Genomic DNA, 21,905 nt, shown 5'->3' on the forward strand with positions numbered 1-21,905 from the left:
ATCAGGCGAGCCATGCGGGCACGCGTTCGGCATCCATGATCGCGCTCGCCGCGATCCGGTCGGCGACCACGGCATAGCGGTCGCCATCGACCAGCGTTTCCGCCACGAATCCGCGCGAATTGTAGGATGAGGCCATCGTCGCGCCATAGGCTCCGGCGGTGCGGAACACGGCGAGGTCGCCCGCCACCAGCGCGTCGCAGTCGCGATCCATCGCGAAGGTATCGCCGGTTTCGCAGATCGGGCCGACGATATGCGCGGTCATCGTCGCGCCTGTGGGTTCGACCGCCTCGAAATCGTGCCAGGCGCCGTACATGGCGGGCCGAGCGAGGTCGTTCATCGCCGCATCGACCACCACGAAGGGCGGGCCGTTGCCGCTGCGCTTGGAGCGGATCACTCGGGTCAGCAACACGCCGGCATTGCCCGCGATCACGCGGCCCGGCTCGAACATCAGCCGCACGTCCCAGCCCGCGGTCACGCGCGCGACCATGGCGCCATATTCGGCCGGGGAGGGCAGTTCTTCGCCTGCCTTGTAGGGCACGCCCAGGCCGCCGCCGAGATCGGCATGGGTGACGCTGCAGCCTGCCGCGCGTAATTCGGCGATTAGCTTGCCGAGTTTCGCGAACGCGGTTTCCAGCGGTTCGAGCGTCGAGAGCTGGCTGCCGATATGCACCGCGATCCCGCGCATATCGAGGGCCTCTTCGCGCGCCAGCCGCGCGTAGATCTCGGTCGCGCGGTCGAGCGGGACGCCGAACTTGTTCTCGCGCTTGCCGGTCGAAATCTTTTCGTGCGTGCGCGCATCGACATCGGGATTGACCCGCAGCGCGCAGGCCGCGCGCCTGCCGTATCGCGCGGCGATGGCGGCCAGTTCGTAACCCTCTTCCTCGCTCTCGATATTGAACTGGCCGATGCCTGCCTCGAGCCCCTGCCGCAGTTCCGCATGGGTCTTGCCCACGCCCGAAAAGACGATGTCCTCCGGCTTCATGCCCGCCTTGAGCGCGCGGGTCAGTTCGCCGCCCGAAACCACGTCCGCGCCATAGCCTTCGTTGGCGAGGATCTTGAGCACGGCGAGATTGGGATTGGCCTTCACGGCGAAGGCGATGTGCGGGTTGTCCAGGCCCGACAAAGCCTCGCGAAACACGCGCGCATGCCGTTCCAGCGTGGCGCGCGAATAGACGTAGACGGGCGTGCCGACTTCTTCGGCAATGCGCACCAGGGGCACGTCCTCGGCGTGCAGCACGCCGTCTCTAAGCTGGAAATGGTCCATGGGCGCCGCCTGTGCCCAATGGCATGGCCGATGTCGAGCAAGCCTTGCTTGCCGGATTGAAACTACTCGGGCGGCAGGTCGAAAGGATCGTCCTCGCGTTCCTCGGACCTTGTGCGCAATTCGACATTGCGATCGGGCGCGGCGGTCGGCTCGAGCGCCAGAAGGTCGTCCGCATTGGGCAGCACTTCGGCGCCATAGGGCGCAGGCGGCAGCGTGGTGCCCTCGACCGGTTCGAGCCGGGTCTTCTGCCCGCATGCCGCGAGCGTCGCCAGGGCGATCAGGGCGATCGGTAGACGCATCAATCCTCCATCCCGAGGCGCTGCTTCGCCGCGGCCACCTGTTCCCTTACGCGAACCGGTGCGGTCCCGCCATAGGATGCGCGCGCGGCGACCGAGGCATCGACCGACAGCGCATCGAACACGCGCTCGTCGATCCGTTCGTCGATCGCCTTGAGGTCCTCGATCGTCAGTCCGTCGAGCGCGACGCGTTTTTCGTCGGCCAGCTTTACCGCCGCGCCGGTAATGTGATGCGCCTCGCGGAAGGGGATATCCGCCTGCCGCACCAGCCAGTCGGCGAGGTCGGTCGCAGTGGCATGCCCGGCTTCGGCGGCCTGGCGCATCCGCGCCGTATCGAACCCGCTGTCGGCGACCATGCCCGCCATCGCCGCGAGGCTGAGATCGAGCAGGCCCGCGGCCTCGAACACCGGCGGCTTGTCGTCCTGCATGTCCTTCGAATAGGCGAGCGGCAAGCCCTTCATCGTGACCATTAGGCTGGTCGCGCAGCCGATCACCCGGCCCGCGTGCCCGCGCACCAGCTCGGCGGCGTCGGGATTGCGCTTTTGCGGCATGATGCTGCTGCCGGTCGACAGAGTGTCGGGCAATTCGACGAAGCCGAACGGCTGGCTTGCCCAGATGATGAACTCTTCCGCCAGGCGGCTGAGGTGCAGCGAGCACTGGCTCGCCGCCATCAGGTAATCGAGCGCGAAATCGCGGTCGGATACGGCGTCGAGGCTGTTGCGCGTCGGCCTTGCAAAGCCGAGTGCCTCGGCGGTCATCTCGCGGTCGAGATCGAATCCGGTCCCGGCCAGCGCCGCCGAACCCAGCGGGCACTCGTCCAGCCGCGTCAGCGCATCGGCAAAGCGCGAGCGATCGCGCATCAGCATCTCGAAATAGGCGAGCAGGTGATGGCCGAGCGTCACGGGCTGCGCGGTCTGCAGGTGCGTGAAACCGGGCATGATGCTGTCGGCATGCTCCTCGGCGCGCGCGACCAGCGCACCCAGTACCGCATCGATCCCGGCGATCGCGCGCTGCATCGCACTGCGCACCCACATGCGGAAATCGGTCGCGACCTGATCGTTGCGGCTGCGTGCGGTGTGCAAGCGCCCGGCGGCGGGGCCGACGATTTCGGTCAGCCGCGCTTCCACGGTCATGTGGATGTCTTCGAGGTCCCAGTCCTCGGGCACTCCGTCGCGCTCGTATTCGGCGGCGATTTGCTGCAGGCCGTCGTCGATCGTCTTGGCATCGGCTTCGCTCACGATGCCCTGTTTCGCCAGCATGGCGACATGCGCGCGGCTGCCCGCGATATCCTCGCGCCACAGCGCTTTGTCGAAGGGGATCGAGGCGTTGATTTCGCGCATGATCGCGCTAGGTCCCTCGGCGAACCTGCCGCCCCACATCGCATTGGAGCCTTTCGTGTCCCGCTTGTCGTTCACGCTCGCCATCGTCCTCGGTCTTGCTGTCGCGGGCTGCGATAGGGGCGCGTCCGATGCGGCGCAAGAAAGCAGCGCTTCACCCGCGCCAACCGGCCGGATCGATGCGAGCGAGGCGGGCGCACTGATGCCCGCGGCCAATGTCACCGATCCGCAGGGGCGCGTGCTCAATCTCGGCGCGCTGCAGGGCACGCCGGTGCTGGTCAATCTCTGGGCCACCTGGTGCGCCCCTTGCGTGAAGGAAATGCCGCTGCTCGACGATCTGGCGGGCGATTACGAGGGGCGCCTGCGCGTGCTGACGATCAGCCAGGACATGCAGGGCGCCGAAAAGGTCGAACCCTTCTTTGCGCAGGCTGGCTACGCCATGCTCGAGCCATGGATGGACCCGCAGAACGAACTTGGCTTCGCCATCGGCGGCGGAGTGATGCCGACGACCGTGCTCTACGATGCCATCGGTCAGGAAGTCTGGCGCGTACAGGGCGATTACGACTGGTCGAGCGAGGAAGCCCGTGCGGCCATCGATGCGGCAATCGCGGAGTAGTTCTCGGCGTATCTGCGGGAAGTGGTGGGCGATGACAGGCTCGAACTGCCGACCCTCTCGGTGTAAACGAGATGCTCTACCAACTGAGCTAATCGCCCCAACCACGGGAACCGCCATGTCGGCGGTGTGCTGCACATAGCGTCCAAATCTTCAAAATCAATTGCCGAGATTGCACGGGCGCGGCTAGGCGGCGCAGCCATGACGACCAAACTCACCGTCCTCGCCACCGGTGGCACGATCGCCGGGATCGCCGGCTCTGCCATCGCGCATGACTATCGTGCGGGCGAGATCGGGATCGAGGAGTATCTCGAACGCGTCGGCGGGTTGGGGCTGGAGGCGGAGCTTTCGGGCACGCAGATTGCCAATATCGATTCGGCGGATATCGGCCCCGCGGTCTGGCACCCGCTGCATGCCGCCGCGCTGGCAGCCTTGAACGATGGGGACTGCCACGGGGTGATCGTCACCCACGGCACCGACACGCTGGAGGAAACCGCCTTCCTGCTCGACCTCACGTTGCCCGCGACCAAGCCGGTGGTGGTGGTCGGCGCGATGCGGCCCGCCGATGCGGTCGGTTATGACGGGCTGAGGAACTTCGCCAATGCCGTGCGCGTGGCGAGCGATGCGCAAGCCGCCGGGCGCGGGGTGCTGGTGGTGATGGGCGACCGCGTGTTCGCCGCGCGCGACGTCTACAAGGTGCGCACGCGTGGGACCGAAGCGTTTCGCGGCTTCCCGCGCGAATCGGTCGGACTGGTGACGCCCGCCTCGCTCGAATGGTTCGGCGCGCCCTGGCGCAGCGGGACCGAGGCGGCGTTCGGCTGGCCCGAGAAGCTGCCCGAAGTGGTCATCGTCTATGCCCATGCAGGGCTCGACGGTGCGGGTGTAGAGCGGCAGGTGGCCGAGGATTCGCGCGGGGTCGTCCTCGCCGGGGTGGGCGAAGGCAACATGCCCGAAAGCGCGCGGCAGACGCTGGTGCGGTTGGCGGCGCGCGGTGTCCCGGTGGTGCGCGCAAGCCGCGCCGACGAAGGTCTCGTCGACCGCGAGCCGGAGGACGATGCAAACGGCTTCGTCGCCGCGCGGGCGCTCAACCCGCAAAAGGCGCGCATCCTGCTGCAATTGCTGCTGGCGGGCGGGACAAGCGATCCCGCCGCCATTCAGCGTGCCTTCGACGGGCGGTAGGCAGCCGTATCCCAGCGCAGGCTGGGACCTCGCTAAATCAAGCGCCAGGCCGAAGGAGGCCCCAGCCTTCGCTCGGCCTCATGGGCTCAGGCGTTCGGCACGACCAGATATTTCTCGCCGGTCTTCATCTGGCGATAGTCGAGGATCGCCTCCCTGGTCAGCATGCCCTCGAGGTCGACCTTGGTCTTGTAGCTGCTGGCAAAGGTCGTGGTGAGGTTGTCGAGCACGCGCTTGCGCATCCGCATCACGGTTTCCATGCCCGCATGCTGCAGGAACGGGGTGAGCAGCCAGCCCGACAGCGTCCAGCCGAAGCCGTAGCTCGGCGTCAGCGTGGTGGGCGAGAAGTCGAGGCGACCGTAGATGAACATGCGCTTCGCCTGGTTCGAACCATAGCGCGAATATTCGGTCATCTTCGATACCGCGACCTGTTCCATCGCCTTGAAGCAGGTGTCGACCATCTGCCCGCCGCCGATCGGGTCGAAGCCGTAGAAGGCGTCGGTTTCGTCGATCTTGGCCTTGAGGTCGGCGAAGAAGCTGTCGTCGGAGGAATTGACCACGTGCTCGGCGCCGAGGCCCTTCAGCAGGTCGACATGCTCCTGCTTGCGCACGATATTGACCAGCGCGAGACCGTCTTCCTGGCAGATCCTGACCAGCATCTGCCCCAGGTTGGAGGCGCCGACCGTGTGCAGGATCGCCTTCTGGCCGTCCATCTTGGCATTTTCGGCAAAGCCCAGAGCGGTCATCGGATTGACGAAGCTCGATGCGCCGGCCTCGGCGCTGTGATCGCCCAGCGGCAGGCACATGGCGGCGTCGGCAATCGCGTATTCGGCATAGGCGCTGCCCGGCACGCAGGCGACGCGCTGGCCCTTCAGCGCCTTGGCCATGTCGCTGTCACCCGTGGCAACGACCGTGCCGGCACCTTCATTACCCGCCGGAAGGCGCTGGCCGTGGCGGGCCTTCTGGCCGCTGTTGAACGGCTCGGGCATCTTGGCGACGACCTTGCCCGTCGAATAGTCCGCATTCTCGAAATCGGCCGCGCCGGTCAGGATCGCGAGGTCCGAAGGGTTGATCGGCGCGGCTTCCATCTTGACCAGCACCTGGTTGCCCGTGGGATCGGGAAACTCGCTTTGCGCGATCTCGACGGTCAGCGTACCGTCGCTTTCAAGAGTGGTGAAAAGCTGCTTTCCGGTGGTTGGCATGTCCATTCTCCCTATTCGAATCCGTTTCGGCGACTATCGCTACGCCTCTCCTGCGCGCTTGGCTAGGTCGACGTTACGTCAAGCGTCTTCGGGATAGACCGCGCGCACGAAATAGAGCCCGTGCGGTGGAGCGTTGAGCCCCAGCGCCTGCCGGTCGCGCACCGCCAGCGCCTCGGCCACCTGCTCCTCGCGCCAGCGACCCATGCCGACCAGCGCGAGGCAGCCGACCATGCTGCGGACCTGGTGGTGGAGGAAGCTGCGCGCCTCGGCATGGATGCGCACCTCTTCTCCCTCGCGTTCGACATCGAGCCGGTCGAGCGTCTTCACCGGGCTGTCCGACTGGCAATGGACCGAGCGGAAAGTGGTGAAATCGTGCAAGCCCACCAGCGCCTGCGCCGCGCGGTGCATGGCTTCGTGATCGAGCTCCTGCGGCACCTGCCACAGCCGGTTTTTCTCCAGTGTCAGCGGCGCGCGGCGATTGGCGATGCGATAGACATAGGCGCGACCCGTGCAGGAAAAGCGCGCGTGCCAGTCGTCGGCCACCGTCTCGCAATGGGTGACGGCGACCGGATCGGGGCGCAGATGCGCATTGAGCGCTTCCATCAGGCGGAACGGCTTGATGACCTTATCGATGTCGATGTGGCTGCGCATGGCAAGCGCGTGGACGCCCGTGTCGGTACGCCCCGCGCTGTGCAGGCGAACCTCCTCGCCCAGCACGCGCTCGGCGGCTTCCTCGACCGCCTGCTGCACGCTGGGCCCGTCCTTCTGCCGCTGGAGGCCGTAGAAAGGCGTGCCGTCGAATTCGAGCGTGAGAGCGAAGCGGGTCATCGAAGGAGGCCCCTACCCGTTCATGTCGAGCGTAGTCGAGACATGTATCTCGACTTCGCTCGATACGAACGGATCAGGAAAGAACGGTTCCATTGTCCACCGCATTGCCGCGGAGGAATGTGTCGAGATCCATCTTGGGCTTGCCCGCGCGCTGCAGTTCGAGCGGGCGGATCGCGCCCTCCTTGCAGGCGATCGCCAGCCGGTCGTCGAGCACTTCGCCCGGATTGCCCGAGCCTTCGACCATCTCCGCGCGCAGCAGTTTTACGCGGGTGTCGCCGAGCTCGAACCATGCGCCGGGGAAGGGCGAGAGGCCGTGGATGTGGCGTACGACCTCTTGTGCCGGACGGTCCCAGTCGATTCGCGCCTCGCTCTTGTCGATCTTGGCGGCATAGGTCGCCTCGGCGTCGTCCTGCTCCATCGGATGAAGCACGCCGAAATCGATCAGCGTGCCGACCATCAGCTGCGCGCCGATTTCGGCAAGTTCCTCGGTCAGTTCGCCGGTCGTCTTGTTCTCGATCGGGGTGCGTGCGGTGGCGAGCATGGGGCCGGTGTCGAGCCCCGCTTCCATCTGCATGATCGTGATGCCGGTCACCGGATCGCCCGCCATCACCGCGCGATGGATCGGCGCCGCGCCGCGCCAGTGCGGCAGGATCGAGGCGTGGACGTTGAGGCAGCCATGCTTCGGCGCATCGAGGATCGCCTGCGGCAGGATCAGGCCATAGGCGGCAACCACCGCCACATCGGCATCCAGCGCCGCGAACGCCTCCTGCTCCTCGGCCGATTTCAGCGACTTGGGATGCCGCACCTCGATACCCAGGTCGCTCGCGCGCTGGTGCACCGGCGTCTTCGTCAACTCCTTGCCGCGTCGCCCGCCGGGGCGCGGCGGCTGGGTATAGACGCACACCACCTCATGCGCCGCATCGACCAGCGCCTGCAGCGTTGGCACCGCAAAATCGGGCGAACCCATGAAGATAATGCGCACAAATCGATCCTTGAAATTCAATCCGTTCGGGCTGAGCTTGTCGAAGCCCTGCCCTTTCTTCTAGCGCTGCCTTTAAAGAGAAGTGCGGCCCTTCGACAAGCTCGGGGCGAACTGAAAAGGGATGAAGGCGCTTGGCTTCACAGGAAATAGAAACCCTCGCAGCAGCGCTCGCCCGCCTGCCCGGCCTCGGCCCGCGTTCGGCGCGGCGCGCGGTGCTGTGGCTGGTCAAGCGCCGCGAAAGCGCGCTGCCCGCGCTGCTCGAGGCGCTCGCCACCGTGGGCGAGGCGCTGGTCGAATGCGACACCTGCGGCAATGTCGACACCACCAACCCCTGCGGCATCTGCGCCGACCCGCGCCGCGACACCAAGTCGCTCTGCGTGGTCGAGGACGTCGCCGACCTGTGGGCGCTCGACCGGGCGAAGCTGTTCACCGGCAAGTACCACGTGCTCGGCGGCAAGCTATCCGCGCTCGACGGGGTGCGGCCGGAGGACCTCAATATCGCATCGCTGATGGCGCGTGTGGAAAAAGGCGGAGTGGACGAGATCGTCCTCGCCATGAATGCGACACTCGAAGGCCAGACCACCGCGCACTACCTCGCAGAACGGCTCGAGGGGCATCCGGTGCGGATTACGCAGCTTGCGCATGGCCTGCCGGTGGGTGGCGAGCTCGATTACCTCGACGAGGGCACACTGGCGCAGGCGTTGCGGGCCAGAAGGCCGGTGGGGTAGGTTTTTGTCGGGTGCGCCTTCGACCTCCGTCGAAGGCTTGCGGCACCGGCCCACGCCCCCACCCGGCCACCCACGGCACGGTATCCTATGGGTGGCCGGGTGGGGGCGTGGGCCGGTGCAGCCGCAAGGGAAGCGCGTCCGCGCTTCCCGCACGCAACGAACAATTGAAGAATCCCGCGCTCGCGCCTATCTGGGCACGCATGGCTATCCGTGAAATCCTCGAAGTGCCGGATCCCCGGCTCAAGACCGTGTCTACGAAGGTCGAACCCGACGAATTCGGCGACGAATTGAACACCCTCGTCTCCGACATGTTCGAAACCATGTATGCCGCGCCCGGCATCGGCCTTGCCGCGATCCAGGTCGGCGTGCCCAAGCGCGTGCTGGTGATCGATCTCCAGCCCGAGGATACCGACGCCGAGCCCGAGCCGTGCAACCATGACGGTCACGAGCACGTGCACTACCCGGTGAAGAAGGAGCCGCGCGTCTTCATCAACCCGGAAATCCTCGATCCGGCGGATGAACTGGCGACCTACCAGGAAGGCTGTCTCTCGGTCCCCGACATCTTCGCCGATGTCGATCGCCCGGCGACCTGCCGCGTTCGCTACCAGGATCTCGAGGGTGAGACCCACGAGGAAGACCTCGACGGGCTGATGGCCACCTGCCTCCAGCACGAAATGGACCACCTCGAAGGCATCCTCTTCATCGACCACCTCTCGCGCCTCAAGCGCAATATGGCGCTGAAGAAGCTCAAAAAGCTGCGCGAAGCGGCGTGATCCTCAGCCAACTTGATACTGTCCTGAAGGTACTGCTGGTCGGCGTCGCATCTTGGATTGCGAGCCAATGGCCGGTGTCGGGATGGTATTTCGTGGATTACGCCATCCATCTTCTCGCTCTCGGCCTTGCATATGCCGTCGGCAAAGGCTTGCTGCGGAACCATCGGCGGAAAAAGCTCACTTCCCCATAGCGTTCCCTCTCCGTTCCGCTTAAGCTGGACGGATGGATCCTGCAATTCTCGCCATCGTCGCACTCGTGCTCGGCCTAGGGCTGGGCTATTTTCTCGGCCACCGTTTTGGCTCGGCGCCGGTCAAGGACTGGCAGGCCCGCCATGGGGAGAGTGAGGCGCGTGCCAGTGATCTCGACGAGAAGTTCCGCCAGGCGATCGTCGAGCTCGAGAATGCCAGCGTGCGCGCCGACCGCGCCGATGCGCTCGATGCGGAGTTGCGCGAGACGCGCAAGACCCATGAAGCGGCGCTGGACGAACTGCGCCGCAGCAATGGTGCGCTCACCGCCGAGCTCGCCACGCTCAAGGAAAAGACCGCCAATTTCGACGAGCAGAAGCGCCTGCTGATCGAAGCGCGCGAGGAGCTGCTCAAGGAATTCCAGAACACCGGCTCGGCGGTGCTGACCAAGGCGCAGGAGGCCTTTCTAGAACGCGCCAACGAACGGCTCGGCCATTCGGAAAAGACCAGCGAGGAGAAATTGAAGGCGCTGCTCGATCCGGTCGGCAAGCGGCTCGAAGCCTATGAGAAGCAGGTCGCCGCGCTCGAAGAGAAACGCACCGATGCCTTCGGGCGGCTGTACCAGCAGATCACCGAGATGCAGCGCGGACAGGAAGAGGTCCGGCGCGAGGCGCAGCGGCTGGGCAACAGCCTGACCAATGCCCCAAAGGCGCGCGGGCGCTGGGGCGAGCGGGCGTTGCAGAACGTGCTCGAGCAATGCGGGTTGTCAGAGCACACCGATTTCAACCTCGAACACGCGATCGACACCGAGGAAGGCCGCCTGCGTCCCGATGCGGTGGTGCATGTGCCGGGTCAGAAGCGCCTCGTAATCGACGCCAAGGTGTCATTGAACGCCTATCAGGCAGCCTTCGAGGCCGATGACGAGGGCGAGCGCGTGCGTCACCTCGACCTGCACGCGAAATCGATGCGCACTCATGTCCAGACGCTCGGTTCGAAGAGCTACCAGAGCCAATTCGACGACACGCCCGACTATGTGGTGATGTTCGTGCCGGGCGAGCATTTCGTCGCCGCCGCGCTCGAACACGATCCTGAATTGTGGGATTTCGCCTTCCGCAATAAGGTGCTGCTGGCGACCCCGACCAATCTCGTCGCCATCGCGCGCACCGTGGCGCAGGTCTGGCGGCAGGACACGATCGCGCGCGAGGCGGTGGAAATCGGCAAGGCCGGGGCCGAGCTTTACGATCGCCTCGCCGTCGCCGCCGAACACATGAAGCGCGTGGGCGGCGGGCTGGAGACCGCGGTCAACAATTACAACAAGTTCGTCGGCAGTTTCGAGCGCAATGTGCTCTCCGCCGGGCGCCGCTTGCACGAGAAGGGGATCGAAATCGGCAAGCGCGAGATCGATGAAGTGCCCAAGGTCGAAGCCACCCCGCGCTACAATGCCGAAGACGCTGCCCAGATCGAGGACGCTCGCAAAGAAGGTCGCGAAGCCGCTGAATAACGAGCGGAAAAAATGGCCGGGACCTTCTCTGGCATAGCCGCGTTTCTACCTCGACGGATTGCGTGCATCGGCATGACAATCATTGGCTATAGGTAGAAGCAGGAAACCACCTCATGCATCGCGGTGACGGCGATGGAACGCGCGATACGTTCGAGCAGGCCCAACATGTGGCCAAGCCCTTCAGTGCGGAGACGGACAATTTTTCCGGCGCGTCCGGCCTGCTGTTCGAGCAGGCGATGGCTCAGACCCGCATGGCGGTGTGCCTGACCGATCCGCGGTTGGAAGACGACCCGATCATCTTCTGCAACAAGGCATTCGAACGGCTTACCGGCTACCGGCAGGAAGAAGTCGTCGGACGCAATTGCCGGTTCCTGCAGGGCCCGAAGACCAGCCAGAAACAGGTTGCCAAGATTCGCGAGGCGATCCGCTCGGAGGAAGTGCTGGTCGTCGAGCTGCTCAATTATCGCAAGGACGGCTCCACATTCTGGAATGCGCTCCACCTCGGTCCGATTTACGATGACGAGGGGGAGCTGCGCTATTTCTTCGGTAGCCAATGGGACGTGACCGATATTCACCTTGCCCGCGCCGAGGAAAGACATGCCAAGGCCATGGCGCGCGAGGTGTCGCACCGTCTGAAGAATGTATTCGCGGTGATTGGCGGCATCGTGAACATCACCGGGCGGGCGATGGATGCACGCCCGGTTTCTGGCAAGATCAACGAACGCATCCAGGCGCTCGGTCGCGCCTACGAGCCGACGCTCGACGAGGCCGCCTTCGGGACGATCGAGGTGGGTCAGGCGATCCGCTCGGTGCTTTCGCCCTATGATCCCGAAGGCGACCGCATCGTCTTCGAGGGCAATGGTGCGAGGACCGAACCCAATGCGGTCTCGGCCATCGGCTTGACGCTGCACGAGCTCGCCACCAATGCCTCCAAATACGGAGCGCTTTCCAACCGCGAGGGCACCGTCACCGTATCGTGGCACCACGAGGAAGACCGGCATGGCCGGCAATCGCTGGTCATCGACTGGAAGGAGAAAGGCGGGCCGCCAATCACCGCCAAGCCCGAGCCGACCGGCACCGGATTCGATATTGCCGATCGACTACTGGCCTTTTCGCGCGGGACGCTGGATCGAATTTGGGAGGGGGACGGCCTGCGAGCACGCATCTCGCTGGCGCTGAAGTCATGAAGACAATTCTCATACTGGAAGACGAGCCCTTCATCGCCATGGACCTGCAATTCGCCTTCGAGGATTCCGGGGTGCAGGCGGTCGTGGCGGTATCGTGCAGCGAGGCCTTCACCGCGCTGGATCGACATGCCGTCGATGGGGCGGTGCTCGACGTGAACCTCGGTCAGGGCGAGACCTGCGAACCGGTTGCGCAGGAACTGCGCAAGCGCGACGTTCCTTTCGTACTTCACACGGGCGATCTCGACCGCGCGGGCGAGGCGCTGCGCGATCTCGCGGCGCCGATCCTGGCCAAGCCCATGGATGCGGAAGCCGTGGTGGAGCGTATTCTCGGGCTGCGGCGAAGCTGCGAACCGGCCTAGGCGAGGCGGGACGAGCCGTTCAGCCGTCCAGTGCGTGCAGCACCTCATATCCCAATACCGCCGCCGCCACGGCAGCATTGAGGCTGTCCGCGCGGCCTTTCATCGGCATGGTGACGCGCAGGTCGCAGGCCATTTCATAGGCCTCGGGCAGGCCGCGGCTTTCGTTGCCGACCATGACGAAGCAGGGCGCGGCATAGGGTGCGCCGCGATAGGGCTGCGCATCGCGCAGGGATGCTGCGACGAGCTGCCCTTCCTCTCGACGTAGCCAAGTCTCGAACTCGTCCCACCTTGCGCGCGCGATTCCCTGTGTGAACAGTGCGCCCATGCTGGCGCGCACCGCCTCCACGCTGAAGGGATCCGCGCAGTCGTCGATCAGGATAAGGCCGCCCGCGCCGATGGCATCGCCGGTACGCAGCATGGTGCCGAGATTGCCCGGATCGCGCAGCGCCTGCGCGACCAGCCAGATATCCGCGCTGCTCCGATCGAGCGCGGCGAGCGACGTGTCGAATTCCGCAAAGACGCCCGCCACCGCCTGCGGATTGTCCTTGCCGGTAATCTTGGCGAGGATGTCGGGCGTGGTTTCGATGACCTCGCCGCCGCTCGCCTCGACGGCCTCTTCCAGCCTGGTCAGCAGCGGATGCGGATCGCGCCGGTCGGCCAGGACCAGCATTTCGGGCACATGGCCGCATTCGCGCGCATCGGTCAGCAGCCGCAGACCCTCGGCAAGGAATTTGCCCGCAGCCTTGCGGTGCTTCTTCTCGCGCAAGGCGCGCAGCGACTTGACGGTAGGATTGGAAAATCCGGTTATGACCCGGCGTTCGCGGGTCACGTCACGGTTCCCCGAACCCGTCCTCGACCATGGCGGAAAGCTCGGCCATCACTGCATCGGCATTGTCGCCCGCCACGATCAGGTCGATCGTATCGCCCTTGGCCGCGCCCAGCATCATCAGGCCGAGGATCGAGCCGCCCGCGGCCTCGTTCTCGCCCTTGGCCACGCGAACTGTGCAGCCGTTCGGCAATTCGGAAACGGCATTGACGAATTTCGCGCTCGCCCGCGCGTGCAGCCCGCGCTGGTTGACCACTTCGATACTCTTGCGCAGCTCGCTCAAGAGGCTTTCCGCGCACTTTCGAGGTCCTGGCCCAGGAACTCGCTGGCGACCGTGATGTAATTGCGTCCCGCCGTCTGTGCAGCATTGACCGCATCGACCACATTCATGCTCTTTCGCGCACCGGCAAGGCGGATGAGCATCGGCAGGTTGATACCCGCGATCACTTCCACATGACCCGTATCGAGCAGCGAGATGGCGAGGTTGGAGGGGGTGCCGCCGAAAAGGTCGGTCAGGATGATGGCGCCCTGGCCTTCGTCCACCTGCTTGATCGCATCGGCAATGTCCGCGCGCCGCTGCTCCATGTCGTCATTGGGCCCGATGCAGATGGTCGCAACGCCGTCCTGCTTACCGACCACATGCTCCATTGCGTCGATAAAGTGTTCGGCCAGTCTGCCGTGAGTGACGAGAATCATGCCGATCATGCAGCTTCAGTTCCGTTTACGATGCCCGAAGATTGTGCCTGCGTGGCGCTTAACCATTCCTTGCCCACGGGTCTAGCGGCGCTCGAGCGGGTCGGCCGGGCGCGATCCGAGGTTGCGGTGGATGATCGTGGGGGAAAAGCCCGCCTCGCGCAAGACCTCCGCGGCGCGTTCCGCGCTGTAAACCGAACGATGTCTTCCTCCGGTACAGCCGAAAGCGATATTGAGATAGCTGCGCCCCTGGGCAGCGTAGCGCGGCATCACCTCGCGCAGGAGATCGACGATCCGGTCGAAGGCGGGAGCGAAAGCGGGATCGGCGGAGATATGCTCGCCGACCGGTGCATCGAGGCCGGTCAGTTCGCGCAAGCCTTCGACCCAATGCGGATTGTCGAGAAAGCGCATGTCGAACAGCAGGTCGGCCAGCGGCGGCATGCCCCGGGCAAAGCCGAAGCTGGAGACGGTTACGGTCATTTCGCGGCCTGCCTCCTCGGCAAAACGCTCGCGGACGACCTGCTGCAGCTGGTTGGTCGCGTAATCGGTGGTGTCGATCACCAGATCGGCCCAGCGACGCAGCGGTTCGAGCAATTCGCGCTCGGCCTTGATTCCCTCAAGCGCAGGCCGGCCGCGCGCCATGGGATGCGGGCGGCGGGTTTCGTTGTACCGCCGTTCCAGTTCGCCGCTGCCGCAGTCGATGAACATCGTGGTTACGTTGACGTCGTCGCGCCGGTCGAACTTCTTGAACAGTTCGATGATTTTGGCCGGCACGAAGCCACGTGTGCGCGAATCGACGCCGATCGCGAGCCGGGAGTTGTCCGGGCTGCCGCCCACCAGTCGATTGAGCAACCGGATGGGGAAATTGTCGATCGTCTCCCAGCCGAGATCCTCGAGGACCTGAAGTGCGGTGGATTTGCCTGCGCCCGATACGCCGGTGACCAGCAGGATGTCTTGCCTGGGGAGCGATTCGTCGTCCATCGAGCGCTGCCTATGCCTTTTTGTCCGCTTTGGGGAGGGGTAGGCTATGCAGACGCAGCGCATGTTCGGCGCGCAGGGCCTGTACCGCGTCGCCGGGGGCGAACGGCAGCACCGGGATGAACACTCCCTCAATTTCGCGCGAGGCGCTTGCCACGGGAAAGCGTGGCGCCGCTGGATCGAGCGTCAGGATCAGGCCGACGGGACCTTCGGCCACTGGCAGCTCGACGATGCCCACATTGCGCACTTCGATGAGGCCCGCGGTATTGGGTGGCGGCGAGGCGACCAGCGCGTCGCCTTCGCGCGCGATGCGAACCGCGTCGTCGCCGACCAGAGTTGCCCCCCGATCGATCAGCGCCAATGCCAGCGTGGATTTGCCCGTCCCCGGCGATCCTTCGATCAACAGCGTCCGGCCATCGATCACCACTCCGGTGACATTGGCGAGGACCGGGCGATTCATCGCTTGGCCGGAAGGCCGAGCCTGAGGCACGCGCCGTCCTCGCCATCGGTGCGCGTCGTCGCCACCAGCGTCCCGTCGTGCGCCTCGGCAATCGTGCGTGCGATCGCCAGGCCGAGGCCCGAATGGTTGCCGAAGTCCTCCTCTTCGGGGCGATCGGAATGGAAGCGCTGGAACACCTTCTCGCGCTTCTCCTCGGGAATGCCCGGACCTTCGTCGCAGATCGCCAGCGTGACCCAGTCGTCACTGCGCGAGATATCGGCCCAGATCCGGCCTTGGGGGGGCGAAAAGGATACCGCATTGTCGAGCAGGTTTTCGATTACACGTTCGAGCCGTACCGGAACGCCCATCACCCAGACCGGGTCGTCGGCGCCGGAGATCTCGAGCCTGCGGCCCTCGTTTTCGTCGCGCGCCTCGCGACTTTCGAAGATCGTACAGAGCAACCGGGCAAGGTCGACCGGTTCGAATTCGGTGCGCGACATTTCGGCATCGATGCGACTCGCATCGGAAATCTCAGTCACCAACCGGTCGATCCTGCGCACGTCGTGGATGGCGATTTCGAGCAGTTGCGCGCGCAGCTCGGGATCCTCCACCTTGCCGAGCGACTCGGTCGCGCTGCGCAAGGATGCGAGCGGGTTCTTGATCTCATGCGCGACATCGGCGGCAAAATGCTCGACCGCATCGATCCGCTGGCGCAGCGCCGCGGTCATGTCGGAAATCGAGCGCGCCAGCATGCCGATCTCGTCGCGGCGCTGCGGCAGGCGCGGCACCTCGACCTGCCGGTCGCGCCCCTGGCGCACGCGGATCGCGGCCTGGACCAGTTCGCGCAAGGGCCGCACGATCGTCTGCGCGAGGAAGAGCGAGAGCAGCGTGGAAATGGCCAGCGCCAGCAGCACGATCAGCGCGACCGTGGACCGGGCCTCGCGCACGCTTTCGGTAATGTCGACCGGATTGCGCGTGAGCAGCAATGTATCGCCGTCGAGCCCGACCGGCGCGGCGGCATTGATGACATGCGTCCCGTCTGGAGCGTCGCGCAATACGATCTGCGTCAGGCTCTCCTCTCGCGCGCGACGAAGCTCGGGCCAGTCCTCGGCGTCGTCGCTTTCGGGTTCGAGATAGTCGGGCAGGGCGGGGGCCCCCACTACGCGGTCGAACCAGCGATCGAGCTGGAGCGCGAATGCATCCTGATCGACATCTTCCTTGCGCGGGAGAGTGAAACTTGGCGGAGCGAGCTGGAAACTGTCCGATTCGAGTTTTCCGTCGGGGCCATAGACACGCAGGCGAAGACGCTGTTCCTTGCCGATCTGGATCAGCAGCGCTTCCTGGCGCTGGGGGGTCGCCCCGGCGAGCGCTTCGGCGGTGATCTGCGCCTCGACCAGCGCCAGCTTGAAGCGCTCGTCGAGCAATTGCTTGCGATAGGCATCGACATAGATCACCCCGCCGCCCAGCAGCACCAGCGGGAGCACGTTGACGAACAGGATGCGGCTGGTGAGCGAGAGTCGCCGCGACCACCGCAGTTTTTCGAGCCGCGGGTCGCCTTTGAGGACGCTGCCGGTTTCGGACATGGCCTTTCCGCCCCGCCTCAACCTTCGTTGAAGCTGTAGCCCGCGCCGTACAGGGTCTCGATCGCGGAAAAGGTCGGGTCGACGCTGCGGAACTTGCGCCGCATGCGCTTGATGTGGCTGTCGACCGTGCGGTCGTCGACGAAGACATCGTCGGGATAGGCCGCATCCATCAGCTGGTTGCGGCTCTTGATCACGCCCGGGCGCGCGGCGAGCGCCTCGAGCAGCAGGAATTCGGTCACGGTCAGCGACACCGCCTGGCCGTCCCATGTGACATGATGGCGCGCTGGGTCCATGAACAATCGCCCGCGTTCCAGAACCTCGCCCGGCTTGTCGTCGAACTGTTCGGACAGGAGCAGCGGATGATCGCCCCCGCTGCGGCGCAGGATTGCGCGGATCCGGGCGAGCAGCAGGCGCAGGCTGAACGGCTTGGCGATGTAATCGTCCGCGCCCATCTCGAAACCGGCTTCCTCGTCGGTCTCGTCGTCCTTGCTGGTCAGGAAGATGACCGGCAGCGGCGATTGTTCGCGCAGGCGGCGCAGCAGTTCCATCCCGTCCATCTTGGGCATCTTGATATCGAAAATGGCAAGGTCGGGCGGATTCGACAGCAGCGCGCCCAAGGCCGCTGCGCCATCCGAATAAACGCGCGTATCGAAACCTTCCGCCTGCAGCGCGATCGACACGGTGGTCAGGATGTTGCGATCGTCATCGACCAGCGCGATGACCGTGCGGTTTTCCTCGCCCGCGGGCGTGGGTTCTGACCCTGTGCTCTCCATCGTCTGGTGACTAGCCCTATTGTCTGGGCAAAACAACGCGGGCGATGTCCCCAGGTGGCACTTATTGCCGGCCCCCTGTTTGACGACACGCCATGGGGCGACTATTGGCGATCAGGAAGGCCGCGCATTCGTATGCGAAGGCGATTCCCGGACGAACCCGCACCACGCGCTGGAGGATTCAGTGACCTTTCCGCTTTCCCACTCGCTTGCCGCGCAGGGCATTGAGACCTCTGCTACGATCCATGCCAATCTCACCTCGAAAGAGCTGACCGCCACCGCGCTCGAGAATGGCGAAGGCCGCCGCGCCAAGCACGGTCCGCTGGTGGTGGAAACCGGCAAGCACACCGGCCGCAGCGCGAAGGACAAGTTCATCGTCCGCGACGCCGAGACCGAGACCACCGTGTGGTGGGATAACAACGCCTCGATCACGCCGGAACACTTCGCCGCGCTGAAGGAAGATTTCCTCAAGGCCGTTGCCGACAAGAGCGACCTGTATGTCGCCGACCTGTTCGGCGGCTCGCAGCCCGAATATCGCGTGAACGTGCGCGTCATCAACGAGCTCGCCTGGCACAACCAGTTCATCCGGACGCTGCTGGTCCGCCCGACCGAGGCCGAACTCGACGGCTTCGTGCCCGAATATACGATCATCGACCTGCCGAGTTTCAAGGCCGATCCCGCCCGCCACGGCACGCGCAGCGAAACCGTGATCGCGGTCAACCTGTCGGAGAAGCTGATCCTGATCGGCGGCACCAAGTATGCCGGCGAAATGAAGAAGAGCGTCTTCGGCATCCTCAACTACCTGCTGCCGACCAAGGGCGTGATGCCGATGCACTGCTCGGCCAACATCGGCCCCGACGGCAAGAGCGCCGTCTTTTTCGGCCTTTCGGGCACCGGCAAGACCACGCTGTCGGCCGACGCCAGCCGCACGCTGATCGGCGACGACGAGCATGGCTGGTCGGACACGGCGGTCTTCAACTTCGAAGGCGGATGCTATGCCAAGATGATCCGCCTCGACCCCGAGGCCGAGCCGGAAATCTACGCCACGACCAAGATGGAAGGCACCATCCTCGAAAACGTGGTGATGGACGAGCAGGGCGAGATCGACCTCGACGACAATTCGAAGGCCGAGAATACCCGCGGCGCCTATCCGCTGTCCTCGATCCCGAACACCTCTGAAGAGAACATGGGCCCGCCGCCCAGCAACGTGATCATGCTGACCGCCGATGCCTTCGGCGTGCTGCCCCCGATCGCGCGGCTCACGCCCGACCAGGCGATGTACCACTTCCTGTCGGGCTACACCGCCAAGGTCGCCGGCACCGAAATCGGCGTGACCGAGCCGCAGGCCACCTTCAGCACCTGCTTCGGCGCGCCCTTCATGCCGCGCCACCCGAGCGTCTACGGCAATCTGCTGAAAGAGCGCATCGCCAAGGGTGAGGTCGCCTGCTGGCTGGTCAACACCGGCTGGACCGGCGGCAAGTATGGCACCGGCCATCGCATGCCGATCAAGGCCACTCGCGCGCTGCTCAATGCCGCGCTCGACGGCTCGCTGGGCGATGCCGAATTCCGCAAGGACCCGAACTTCGGCTTCGAAGTGCCGGTCAGCGTCGACGGCGTCGACGATGCGATCCTCGACCCGCGTTCGACCTGGGCGGACAAGGACGAATACGACCGCACCGCGCAGAAGCTGGTGCAGCTCTTCGTCGACAATTTCGAACCCTTCGCGGCGCATGTCGACCAGGGCGTGCGCGACGCAGCCCCGACGAGCGCCGTCGCCGCCTGACGATTTCGGCTCCCTAGGTGGAGCCCACGAGTTGGAGAGGAGGCCCCCGGCCGCGAGCAATCGCGGACCGGGGGCTTTACCGTTCACGTCCCACTGCTGTGCTGGCTGCGGCTTCCGCCGAAATCGGCAGGATCGCCAGTAGAAGGAAGGAGACGCTCTCGGCGAAGGGGCGCGCGGTATTCCTGACCAGGTGGCGAACGAAGCGATGCGCCGCCAAACCGGCAAGGGGAGGCCGTTCGTCGAATTGGGCTTTGTGCCGACATTTCCGGCAGCTACTCCCCATTCGCGCGACAGAGCGCCATATTGCGGGAGAGAGAAGTGCGAACCGGCAAGATACAAGCAATCGCAGCCCTTGGCCTGACGGCCATTCTGTCAGGCCCGGCACTGGCCGAGACGCCCGACAAGCGAGGCATCGCGGCTTTCGTGGCTGCGGCGCAAAAGGCCACTTCCACCGGCGAGCCCGAGGACATCGAGGCATATGTCGCGTTTATGACTCCGGATGTGGTAGACGAGCATGTGCCCTATGGCGTCGAATTTACCGGACGCGACTTCTTTCGGGAAAACCTGCCGAACAAGGCGCAAACGGTGGTCTCGCTGACCTATTCGCTGGATCGCATCGTCAGGGGTCAGGATTTCGCCCTGGTATCGTATGACTACGAATCGATCGAGCGCGCTGGCGAGGAGACCGTGACTTATACGGGACGTTGGATCCTCTCGCTCGAATACGATGAGGCCGGCCTCGTGAAGCGGATCAGGAGATTTCGCGGCTAAACCTCGCTTCCGGGCGCGGGCAAGCGGTCGATATAGTCCCAGATACGGCTGACCACGACCGAGCCTTCGCCCACTGCGCTGGCGACGCGTTTGACCGATCCCTCGCGCACGTCGCCGACCGCGAAGATGCCGTCGGTGCCGGTTTCGAAGGGCGTCTCGCGGCCGACGGCCGCGCCGGTCTTCACGAAGCCGTTCTCGTCGGTTTCGACCAGGCCCGAGAGCCAGCCGGTGTTGGGCGCGGCGCCGATCATGATGAACAATGCGCGCGTGTCGATCCGGCGTTCGCCCTCGGGCGTGGCAAAGGTCACTCCGTCGAGATGATCCTCGCCATGCAGCGCGGTAACCTGCGTATGGTAGTGGATGGTGACCGCAGGATCGGCTTCCAGCCGCCGCGTGAGATAGCTCGACATGGATGAGGCGAGGCTGTCACCGCGCACGACGACATGGACATGCTTGGCCGAGCGGCTGAGGTACATCGCCGCCTGTCCCGCCGAATTCCCGCCGCCGATCACCACCGCCTCGGTACCGTGGCAGAAGCGCGCTTCCATGTCGGTCGCGGCGTAGAATACGCCCGCCCCTTCGAGTTCCTCCAACCGGTCTAGCGGGAGGCGGCGATATTGCACGCCGGTGGCGACCAGGATCGCCTTGGCACAGACCTCGTCGCCATCGTCGAGCTGCGCGCAAAATGTGCCGTCCTCGCGCCGGACAAGCCCCTCGACCGCGCGCGGCATCGCGAAGCGCGTTCCGAACTTCATCGCCTGGATCTGCCCGCGATAGACGAGGTCGGCGCCGCTGATCCCGGTGGGAAAACCCATGTAATTCTCGATCCGGCTGCTGGTGCCCGCCTGTCCGCCGATCGCGGTGTCCTCGATCGCCAGCGCGCACAGCCCTTCGCTGCCGGCATAGACCGAGGCGGCGACGCCCGCCGGCCCGCCGCCGACGATGAGCAAATCGTAGAGTGTCTCGCGGCAGACATCGAGGTCGAGATTGAGGAATTGGGCGACCTTGCGCGGGGAGGGATCATCCAGCACGCGATCCTTGCCGAGGATCACACTGGGGCGGTGGTCGGTCAGCTCGCACGCCTCCAACGTGGCATCGTCGCGCCCGTCCATGTCGAGGCTCTGGAACGGGATGCGGTTACGGCTGAGAAACTGCTCGACCCTCTGCACCTTCGCATCGCGATCCGCGCCGATCAGCTTGATCGCGCTGTTCTTCGTCTCGAACTGCTTGCGGCGTCGGGCGGAAAAGACGCGGATGACATGGTCGGACAGCTCAGGCACGCGCGCCATGAGATCGAGCATGTCGGTCCGCGGTATCTCGAGCGTGCGCGTCGGCCTGGCGGCGCGCATCGGCAGGACGTGCGAGCCGGCGTTGAGGAAGGCGATCTCGCCCATGAATTGCGTCGGGCCGAGCGAGCTTTCCAGCAGCCGTTCTCGTGAATAGGGATCGACGACTTCGATCTCGCCATCGAGGACATAGACGAACCTGTCCATGCTCTCGCCCGCCTCGGCGACGATCTCGCCTGCATCGTAACTGCATTCGCTGCCGAGGTGTCGCATGGCAGCGACATGCTCCTCGGCCAGCGGCACACGCGGCATCGTCTCGAGGTTTTCGCCCAGTGATTCCATCG

The 21,905-nt window shown here is 65.1% G+C and carries 24 protein-coding genes and 1 tRNA gene; 10 read left to right on the forward strand and 15 right to left on the reverse strand.

The annotated features are described in order from the left end of the window. Position 1: 1 nt before the first annotated feature. The 3 genes from lysA to argH form a co-directional block, all read right to left on the reverse strand. A complete protein-coding gene (gene lysA, locus ACQY4G_RS09175) occupies positions 2 to 1,264 on the reverse strand; it encodes a diaminopimelate decarboxylase (RefSeq protein ID WP_421990423.1) in 1,263 nt (420 codons plus the stop codon). 62 nt (positions 1,265 to 1,326) lie between these two features. After that, entirely contained in the window at positions 1,327 to 1,563 is a 237-nt protein-coding gene (locus ACQY4G_RS09180; protein ID WP_291170128.1) for a hypothetical protein, read from the reverse strand. After that, complete coding sequence (gene argH, locus ACQY4G_RS09185) at positions 1,563 to 2,939, reverse strand: argininosuccinate lyase (RefSeq protein WP_421993602.1); 1,377 nt, start codon at positions 2,937 to 2,939, stop codon at positions 1,563 to 1,565. Before argH ends, ACQY4G_RS09180 begins: the two co-directional genes overlap by 1 nt. A 16-nt stretch (positions 2,940 to 2,955) precedes the next feature. Between argH and ACQY4G_RS09190 the strand changes: the two genes are divergently transcribed. Further along, complete coding sequence (locus ACQY4G_RS09190) at positions 2,956 to 3,513, forward strand: TlpA family protein disulfide reductase (RefSeq protein WP_421990425.1); 558 nt, start codon at positions 2,956 to 2,958, stop codon at positions 3,511 to 3,513. Between the two features lie 22 nt (positions 3,514 to 3,535). Here the strand turns inward: ACQY4G_RS09190 and ACQY4G_RS09195 are convergent. Beyond that, a tRNA-Val gene (locus tag ACQY4G_RS09195) sits at positions 3,536 to 3,611 on the reverse strand. A gap of 100 nt (positions 3,612 to 3,711) precedes the next feature. On the opposite strand from ACQY4G_RS09195, the gene ACQY4G_RS09200 reads away from it, so the two are divergent. Further along, positions 3,712 to 4,689 (forward strand): asparaginase, encoded by a 978-nt coding sequence (locus tag ACQY4G_RS09200; protein WP_421990427.1) that lies wholly within the window; start codon positions 3,712 to 3,714, stop codon positions 4,687 to 4,689. Between the two features lie 86 nt (positions 4,690 to 4,775). Here ACQY4G_RS09200 and ACQY4G_RS09205 read toward each other — a convergent pair whose 3' ends face one another. The 3 genes from ACQY4G_RS09205 to fmt all read right to left on the reverse strand — a co-directional run bounded on the left by ACQY4G_RS09205 (position 4,776) and on the right by fmt (position 7,698). Further along, positions 4,776 to 5,888: a zinc-binding dehydrogenase gene (locus ACQY4G_RS09205; protein ID WP_421990429.1), complete on the reverse strand. Its 1,113-nt coding sequence runs from the start codon at positions 5,886 to 5,888 to the stop codon at positions 4,776 to 4,778. Positions 5,889 to 5,966: 78 nt separating this feature from the next. Beyond that, complete coding sequence (truA, locus tag ACQY4G_RS09210; protein ID WP_421990431.1) at positions 5,967 to 6,716, reverse strand: tRNA pseudouridine(38-40) synthase TruA; 750 nt, start codon at positions 6,714 to 6,716, stop codon at positions 5,967 to 5,969. Between the two features lie 73 nt (positions 6,717 to 6,789). Next, positions 6,790 to 7,698 carry a methionyl-tRNA formyltransferase gene (gene fmt / locus ACQY4G_RS09215; RefSeq protein ID WP_421990433.1) on the reverse strand — a complete coding sequence of 303 codons (909 nt, stop codon included), beginning with the start codon at positions 7,696 to 7,698 and terminating at the stop codon, positions 6,790 to 6,792. A 131-nt stretch (positions 7,699 to 7,829) separates the two neighbouring features. Between fmt and recR the strand changes: the two genes are divergently transcribed. The 6 genes from recR (at position 7,830) to ACQY4G_RS09245 (ending at position 12,432) form a co-directional block, all read left to right on the forward strand. Beyond that, the gene (recR, locus tag ACQY4G_RS09220; protein ID WP_421990435.1) at positions 7,830 to 8,426 is read left to right on the forward strand and encodes a recombination mediator RecR; all 597 of its coding nucleotides are present in this window, start codon (positions 7,830 to 7,832) and stop codon (positions 8,424 to 8,426) included. 200 nt (positions 8,427 to 8,626) lie between these two features. Further along, complete coding sequence (locus tag ACQY4G_RS09225; protein WP_236924905.1) at positions 8,627 to 9,199, forward strand: peptide deformylase; 573 nt, start codon at positions 8,627 to 8,629, stop codon at positions 9,197 to 9,199. Further along, positions 9,196 to 9,390: a hypothetical protein gene (locus ACQY4G_RS09230; protein WP_428483062.1), complete on the forward strand. Its 195-nt coding sequence runs from the start codon at positions 9,196 to 9,198 to the stop codon at positions 9,388 to 9,390. The genes ACQY4G_RS09225 and ACQY4G_RS09230 overlap by 4 nt, the downstream gene beginning before the upstream one ends. A 32-nt stretch (positions 9,391 to 9,422) precedes the next feature. After that, positions 9,423 to 10,886, forward strand: a complete 1,464-nt coding sequence (locus ACQY4G_RS09235) for a DNA recombination protein RmuC (protein ID WP_421990437.1) — start codon at positions 9,423 to 9,425, stop codon at positions 10,884 to 10,886. Positions 10,887 to 10,999: 113 nt separating this feature from the next. Then, entirely contained in the window at positions 11,000 to 12,073 is a 1,074-nt protein-coding gene (locus ACQY4G_RS09240; RefSeq protein WP_291170149.1) for a PAS domain-containing protein, read from the forward strand. Further along, complete coding sequence (locus ACQY4G_RS09245) at positions 12,070 to 12,432, forward strand: response regulator (protein ID WP_067691293.1); 363 nt, start codon at positions 12,070 to 12,072, stop codon at positions 12,430 to 12,432. Before ACQY4G_RS09240 ends, ACQY4G_RS09245 begins: the two co-directional genes overlap by 4 nt. Before the next feature lie 19 nt (positions 12,433 to 12,451). Here ACQY4G_RS09245 and ACQY4G_RS09250 read toward each other — a convergent pair whose 3' ends face one another. The 7 genes from ACQY4G_RS09250 to ACQY4G_RS09280 form a co-directional block, all read right to left on the reverse strand. Next, complete coding sequence (locus ACQY4G_RS09250) at positions 12,452 to 13,261, reverse strand: TrmH family RNA methyltransferase (protein ID WP_421990439.1); 810 nt, start codon at positions 13,259 to 13,261, stop codon at positions 12,452 to 12,454. 1 nt (position 13,262) lies between these two features. After that, positions 13,263 to 13,541, reverse strand: coding sequence for an HPr family phosphocarrier protein (locus ACQY4G_RS09255; RefSeq protein ID WP_421990441.1), 279 nt, complete (start codon positions 13,539 to 13,541; stop codon positions 13,263 to 13,265). Further along, entirely contained in the window at positions 13,538 to 13,963 is a 426-nt protein-coding gene (locus ACQY4G_RS09260; RefSeq protein ID WP_067691289.1) for a PTS sugar transporter subunit IIA, read from the reverse strand. Before ACQY4G_RS09260 ends, ACQY4G_RS09255 begins: the two co-directional genes overlap by 4 nt. A 72-nt stretch (positions 13,964 to 14,035) precedes the next feature. Further along, positions 14,036 to 14,932 (reverse strand): RNase adapter RapZ, encoded by an 897-nt coding sequence (gene rapZ, locus ACQY4G_RS09265; RefSeq protein WP_067691288.1) that lies wholly within the window; start codon positions 14,930 to 14,932, stop codon positions 14,036 to 14,038. 10 nt (positions 14,933 to 14,942) lie between these two features. After that, positions 14,943 to 15,389 (reverse strand): HPr kinase/phosphorylase, encoded by a 447-nt coding sequence (locus ACQY4G_RS09270; protein ID WP_421990443.1) that lies wholly within the window; start codon positions 15,387 to 15,389, stop codon positions 14,943 to 14,945. Beyond that, entirely contained in the window at positions 15,386 to 16,951 is a 1,566-nt protein-coding gene (locus tag ACQY4G_RS09275; RefSeq protein ID WP_421990445.1) for a stimulus-sensing domain-containing protein, read from the reverse strand. Before ACQY4G_RS09275 ends, ACQY4G_RS09270 begins: the two co-directional genes overlap by 4 nt. 17 nt (positions 16,952 to 16,968) lie before the next feature. Next, positions 16,969 to 17,724 (reverse strand): response regulator transcription factor, encoded by a 756-nt coding sequence (locus ACQY4G_RS09280; protein WP_067691284.1) that lies wholly within the window; start codon positions 17,722 to 17,724, stop codon positions 16,969 to 16,971. A gap of 181 nt (positions 17,725 to 17,905) precedes the next feature. Here ACQY4G_RS09280 and ACQY4G_RS09285 point away from each other — a divergent pair, with 181 nt between their 5' ends. Then, on the forward strand, positions 17,906 to 19,504 hold the full coding sequence (locus ACQY4G_RS09285) for a phosphoenolpyruvate carboxykinase (protein WP_421990447.1): 1,599 nt from the start codon (positions 17,906 to 17,908) through the stop codon (positions 19,502 to 19,504). A gap of 318 nt (positions 19,505 to 19,822) precedes the next feature. Next, on the forward strand, positions 19,823 to 20,275 hold the full coding sequence (locus ACQY4G_RS09290) for a nuclear transport factor 2 family protein (protein ID WP_421990449.1): 453 nt from the start codon (positions 19,823 to 19,825) through the stop codon (positions 20,273 to 20,275). Here ACQY4G_RS09290 and ACQY4G_RS09295 read toward each other — a convergent pair. Continuing rightward, entirely contained in the window at positions 20,272 to 21,903 is a 1,632-nt protein-coding gene (locus ACQY4G_RS09295) for an FAD-dependent oxidoreductase (protein ID WP_421990451.1), read from the reverse strand. The two genes, ACQY4G_RS09290 and ACQY4G_RS09295, sit on opposite strands and share 4 nt — an antisense overlap. Between the last annotated feature and the right edge of the window lie 2 nt (positions 21,904 to 21,905).

Origin of the sequence: Qipengyuania sp. (assembly GCF_965277845.1) — a bacterium.
Classification (GTDB): Bacteria; Pseudomonadota; Alphaproteobacteria; order Sphingomonadales; family Sphingomonadaceae; genus Qipengyuania.

What these genes read in the sequence shown, in the direction of transcription:
- ACQY4G_RS09240 (WP_291170149.1), top strand. Translation starts at nt 11,000, where the DNA reads ATGCATCGCGGTGACGGCGATGGAACGCGCGATACGTTCGAGCAGGCC.
- ACQY4G_RS09270 (WP_421990443.1), bottom strand. Translation starts at nt 15,389, where the DNA reads ATGAATCGCCCGGTCCTCGCCAATGTCACCGGAGTGGTGATCGATGGC.
- ACQY4G_RS09205 (WP_421990429.1), bottom strand. Translation starts at nt 5,888, where the DNA reads ATGCCAACCACCGGAAAGCAGCTTTTCACCACTCTTGAAAGCGACGGT.
- argH (WP_421993602.1), bottom strand. Translation starts at nt 2,939, where the DNA reads ATGTGGGGCGGCAGGTTCGCCGAGGGACCTAGCGCGATCATGCGCGAA.
- ACQY4G_RS09280 (WP_067691284.1), bottom strand. Translation starts at nt 17,724, where the DNA reads ATGGAGAGCACAGGGTCAGAACCCACGCCCGCGGGCGAGGAAAACCGC.
- ACQY4G_RS09275 (WP_421990445.1), bottom strand. Translation starts at nt 16,951, where the DNA reads ATGTCCGAAACCGGCAGCGTCCTCAAAGGCGACCCGCGGCTCGAAAAA.
- truA (WP_421990431.1), bottom strand. Translation starts at nt 6,716, where the DNA reads ATGACCCGCTTCGCTCTCACGCTCGAATTCGACGGCACGCCTTTCTAC.
- lysA (WP_421990423.1), bottom strand. Translation starts at nt 1,264, where the DNA reads ATGGACCATTTCCAGCTTAGAGACGGCGTGCTGCACGCCGAGGACGTG.
- ACQY4G_RS09180 (WP_291170128.1), bottom strand. Translation starts at nt 1,563, where the DNA reads ATGCGTCTACCGATCGCCCTGATCGCCCTGGCGACGCTCGCGGCATGC.
- ACQY4G_RS09260 (WP_067691289.1), bottom strand. Translation starts at nt 13,963, where the DNA reads ATGATCGGCATGATTCTCGTCACTCACGGCAGACTGGCCGAACACTTT.
- rapZ (WP_067691288.1), bottom strand. Translation starts at nt 14,932, where the DNA reads ATGGACGACGAATCGCTCCCCAGGCAAGACATCCTGCTGGTCACCGGC.
- ACQY4G_RS09200 (WP_421990427.1), top strand. Translation starts at nt 3,712, where the DNA reads ATGACGACCAAACTCACCGTCCTCGCCACCGGTGGCACGATCGCCGGG.
- ACQY4G_RS09225 (WP_236924905.1), top strand. Translation starts at nt 8,627, where the DNA reads ATGGCTATCCGTGAAATCCTCGAAGTGCCGGATCCCCGGCTCAAGACC.
- ACQY4G_RS09245 (WP_067691293.1), top strand. Translation starts at nt 12,070, where the DNA reads ATGAAGACAATTCTCATACTGGAAGACGAGCCCTTCATCGCCATGGAC.
- ACQY4G_RS09295 (WP_421990451.1), bottom strand. Translation starts at nt 21,903, where the DNA reads ATGGAATCACTGGGCGAAAACCTCGAGACGATGCCGCGTGTGCCGCTG.
- ACQY4G_RS09235 (WP_421990437.1), top strand. Translation starts at nt 9,423, where the DNA reads ATGGATCCTGCAATTCTCGCCATCGTCGCACTCGTGCTCGGCCTAGGG.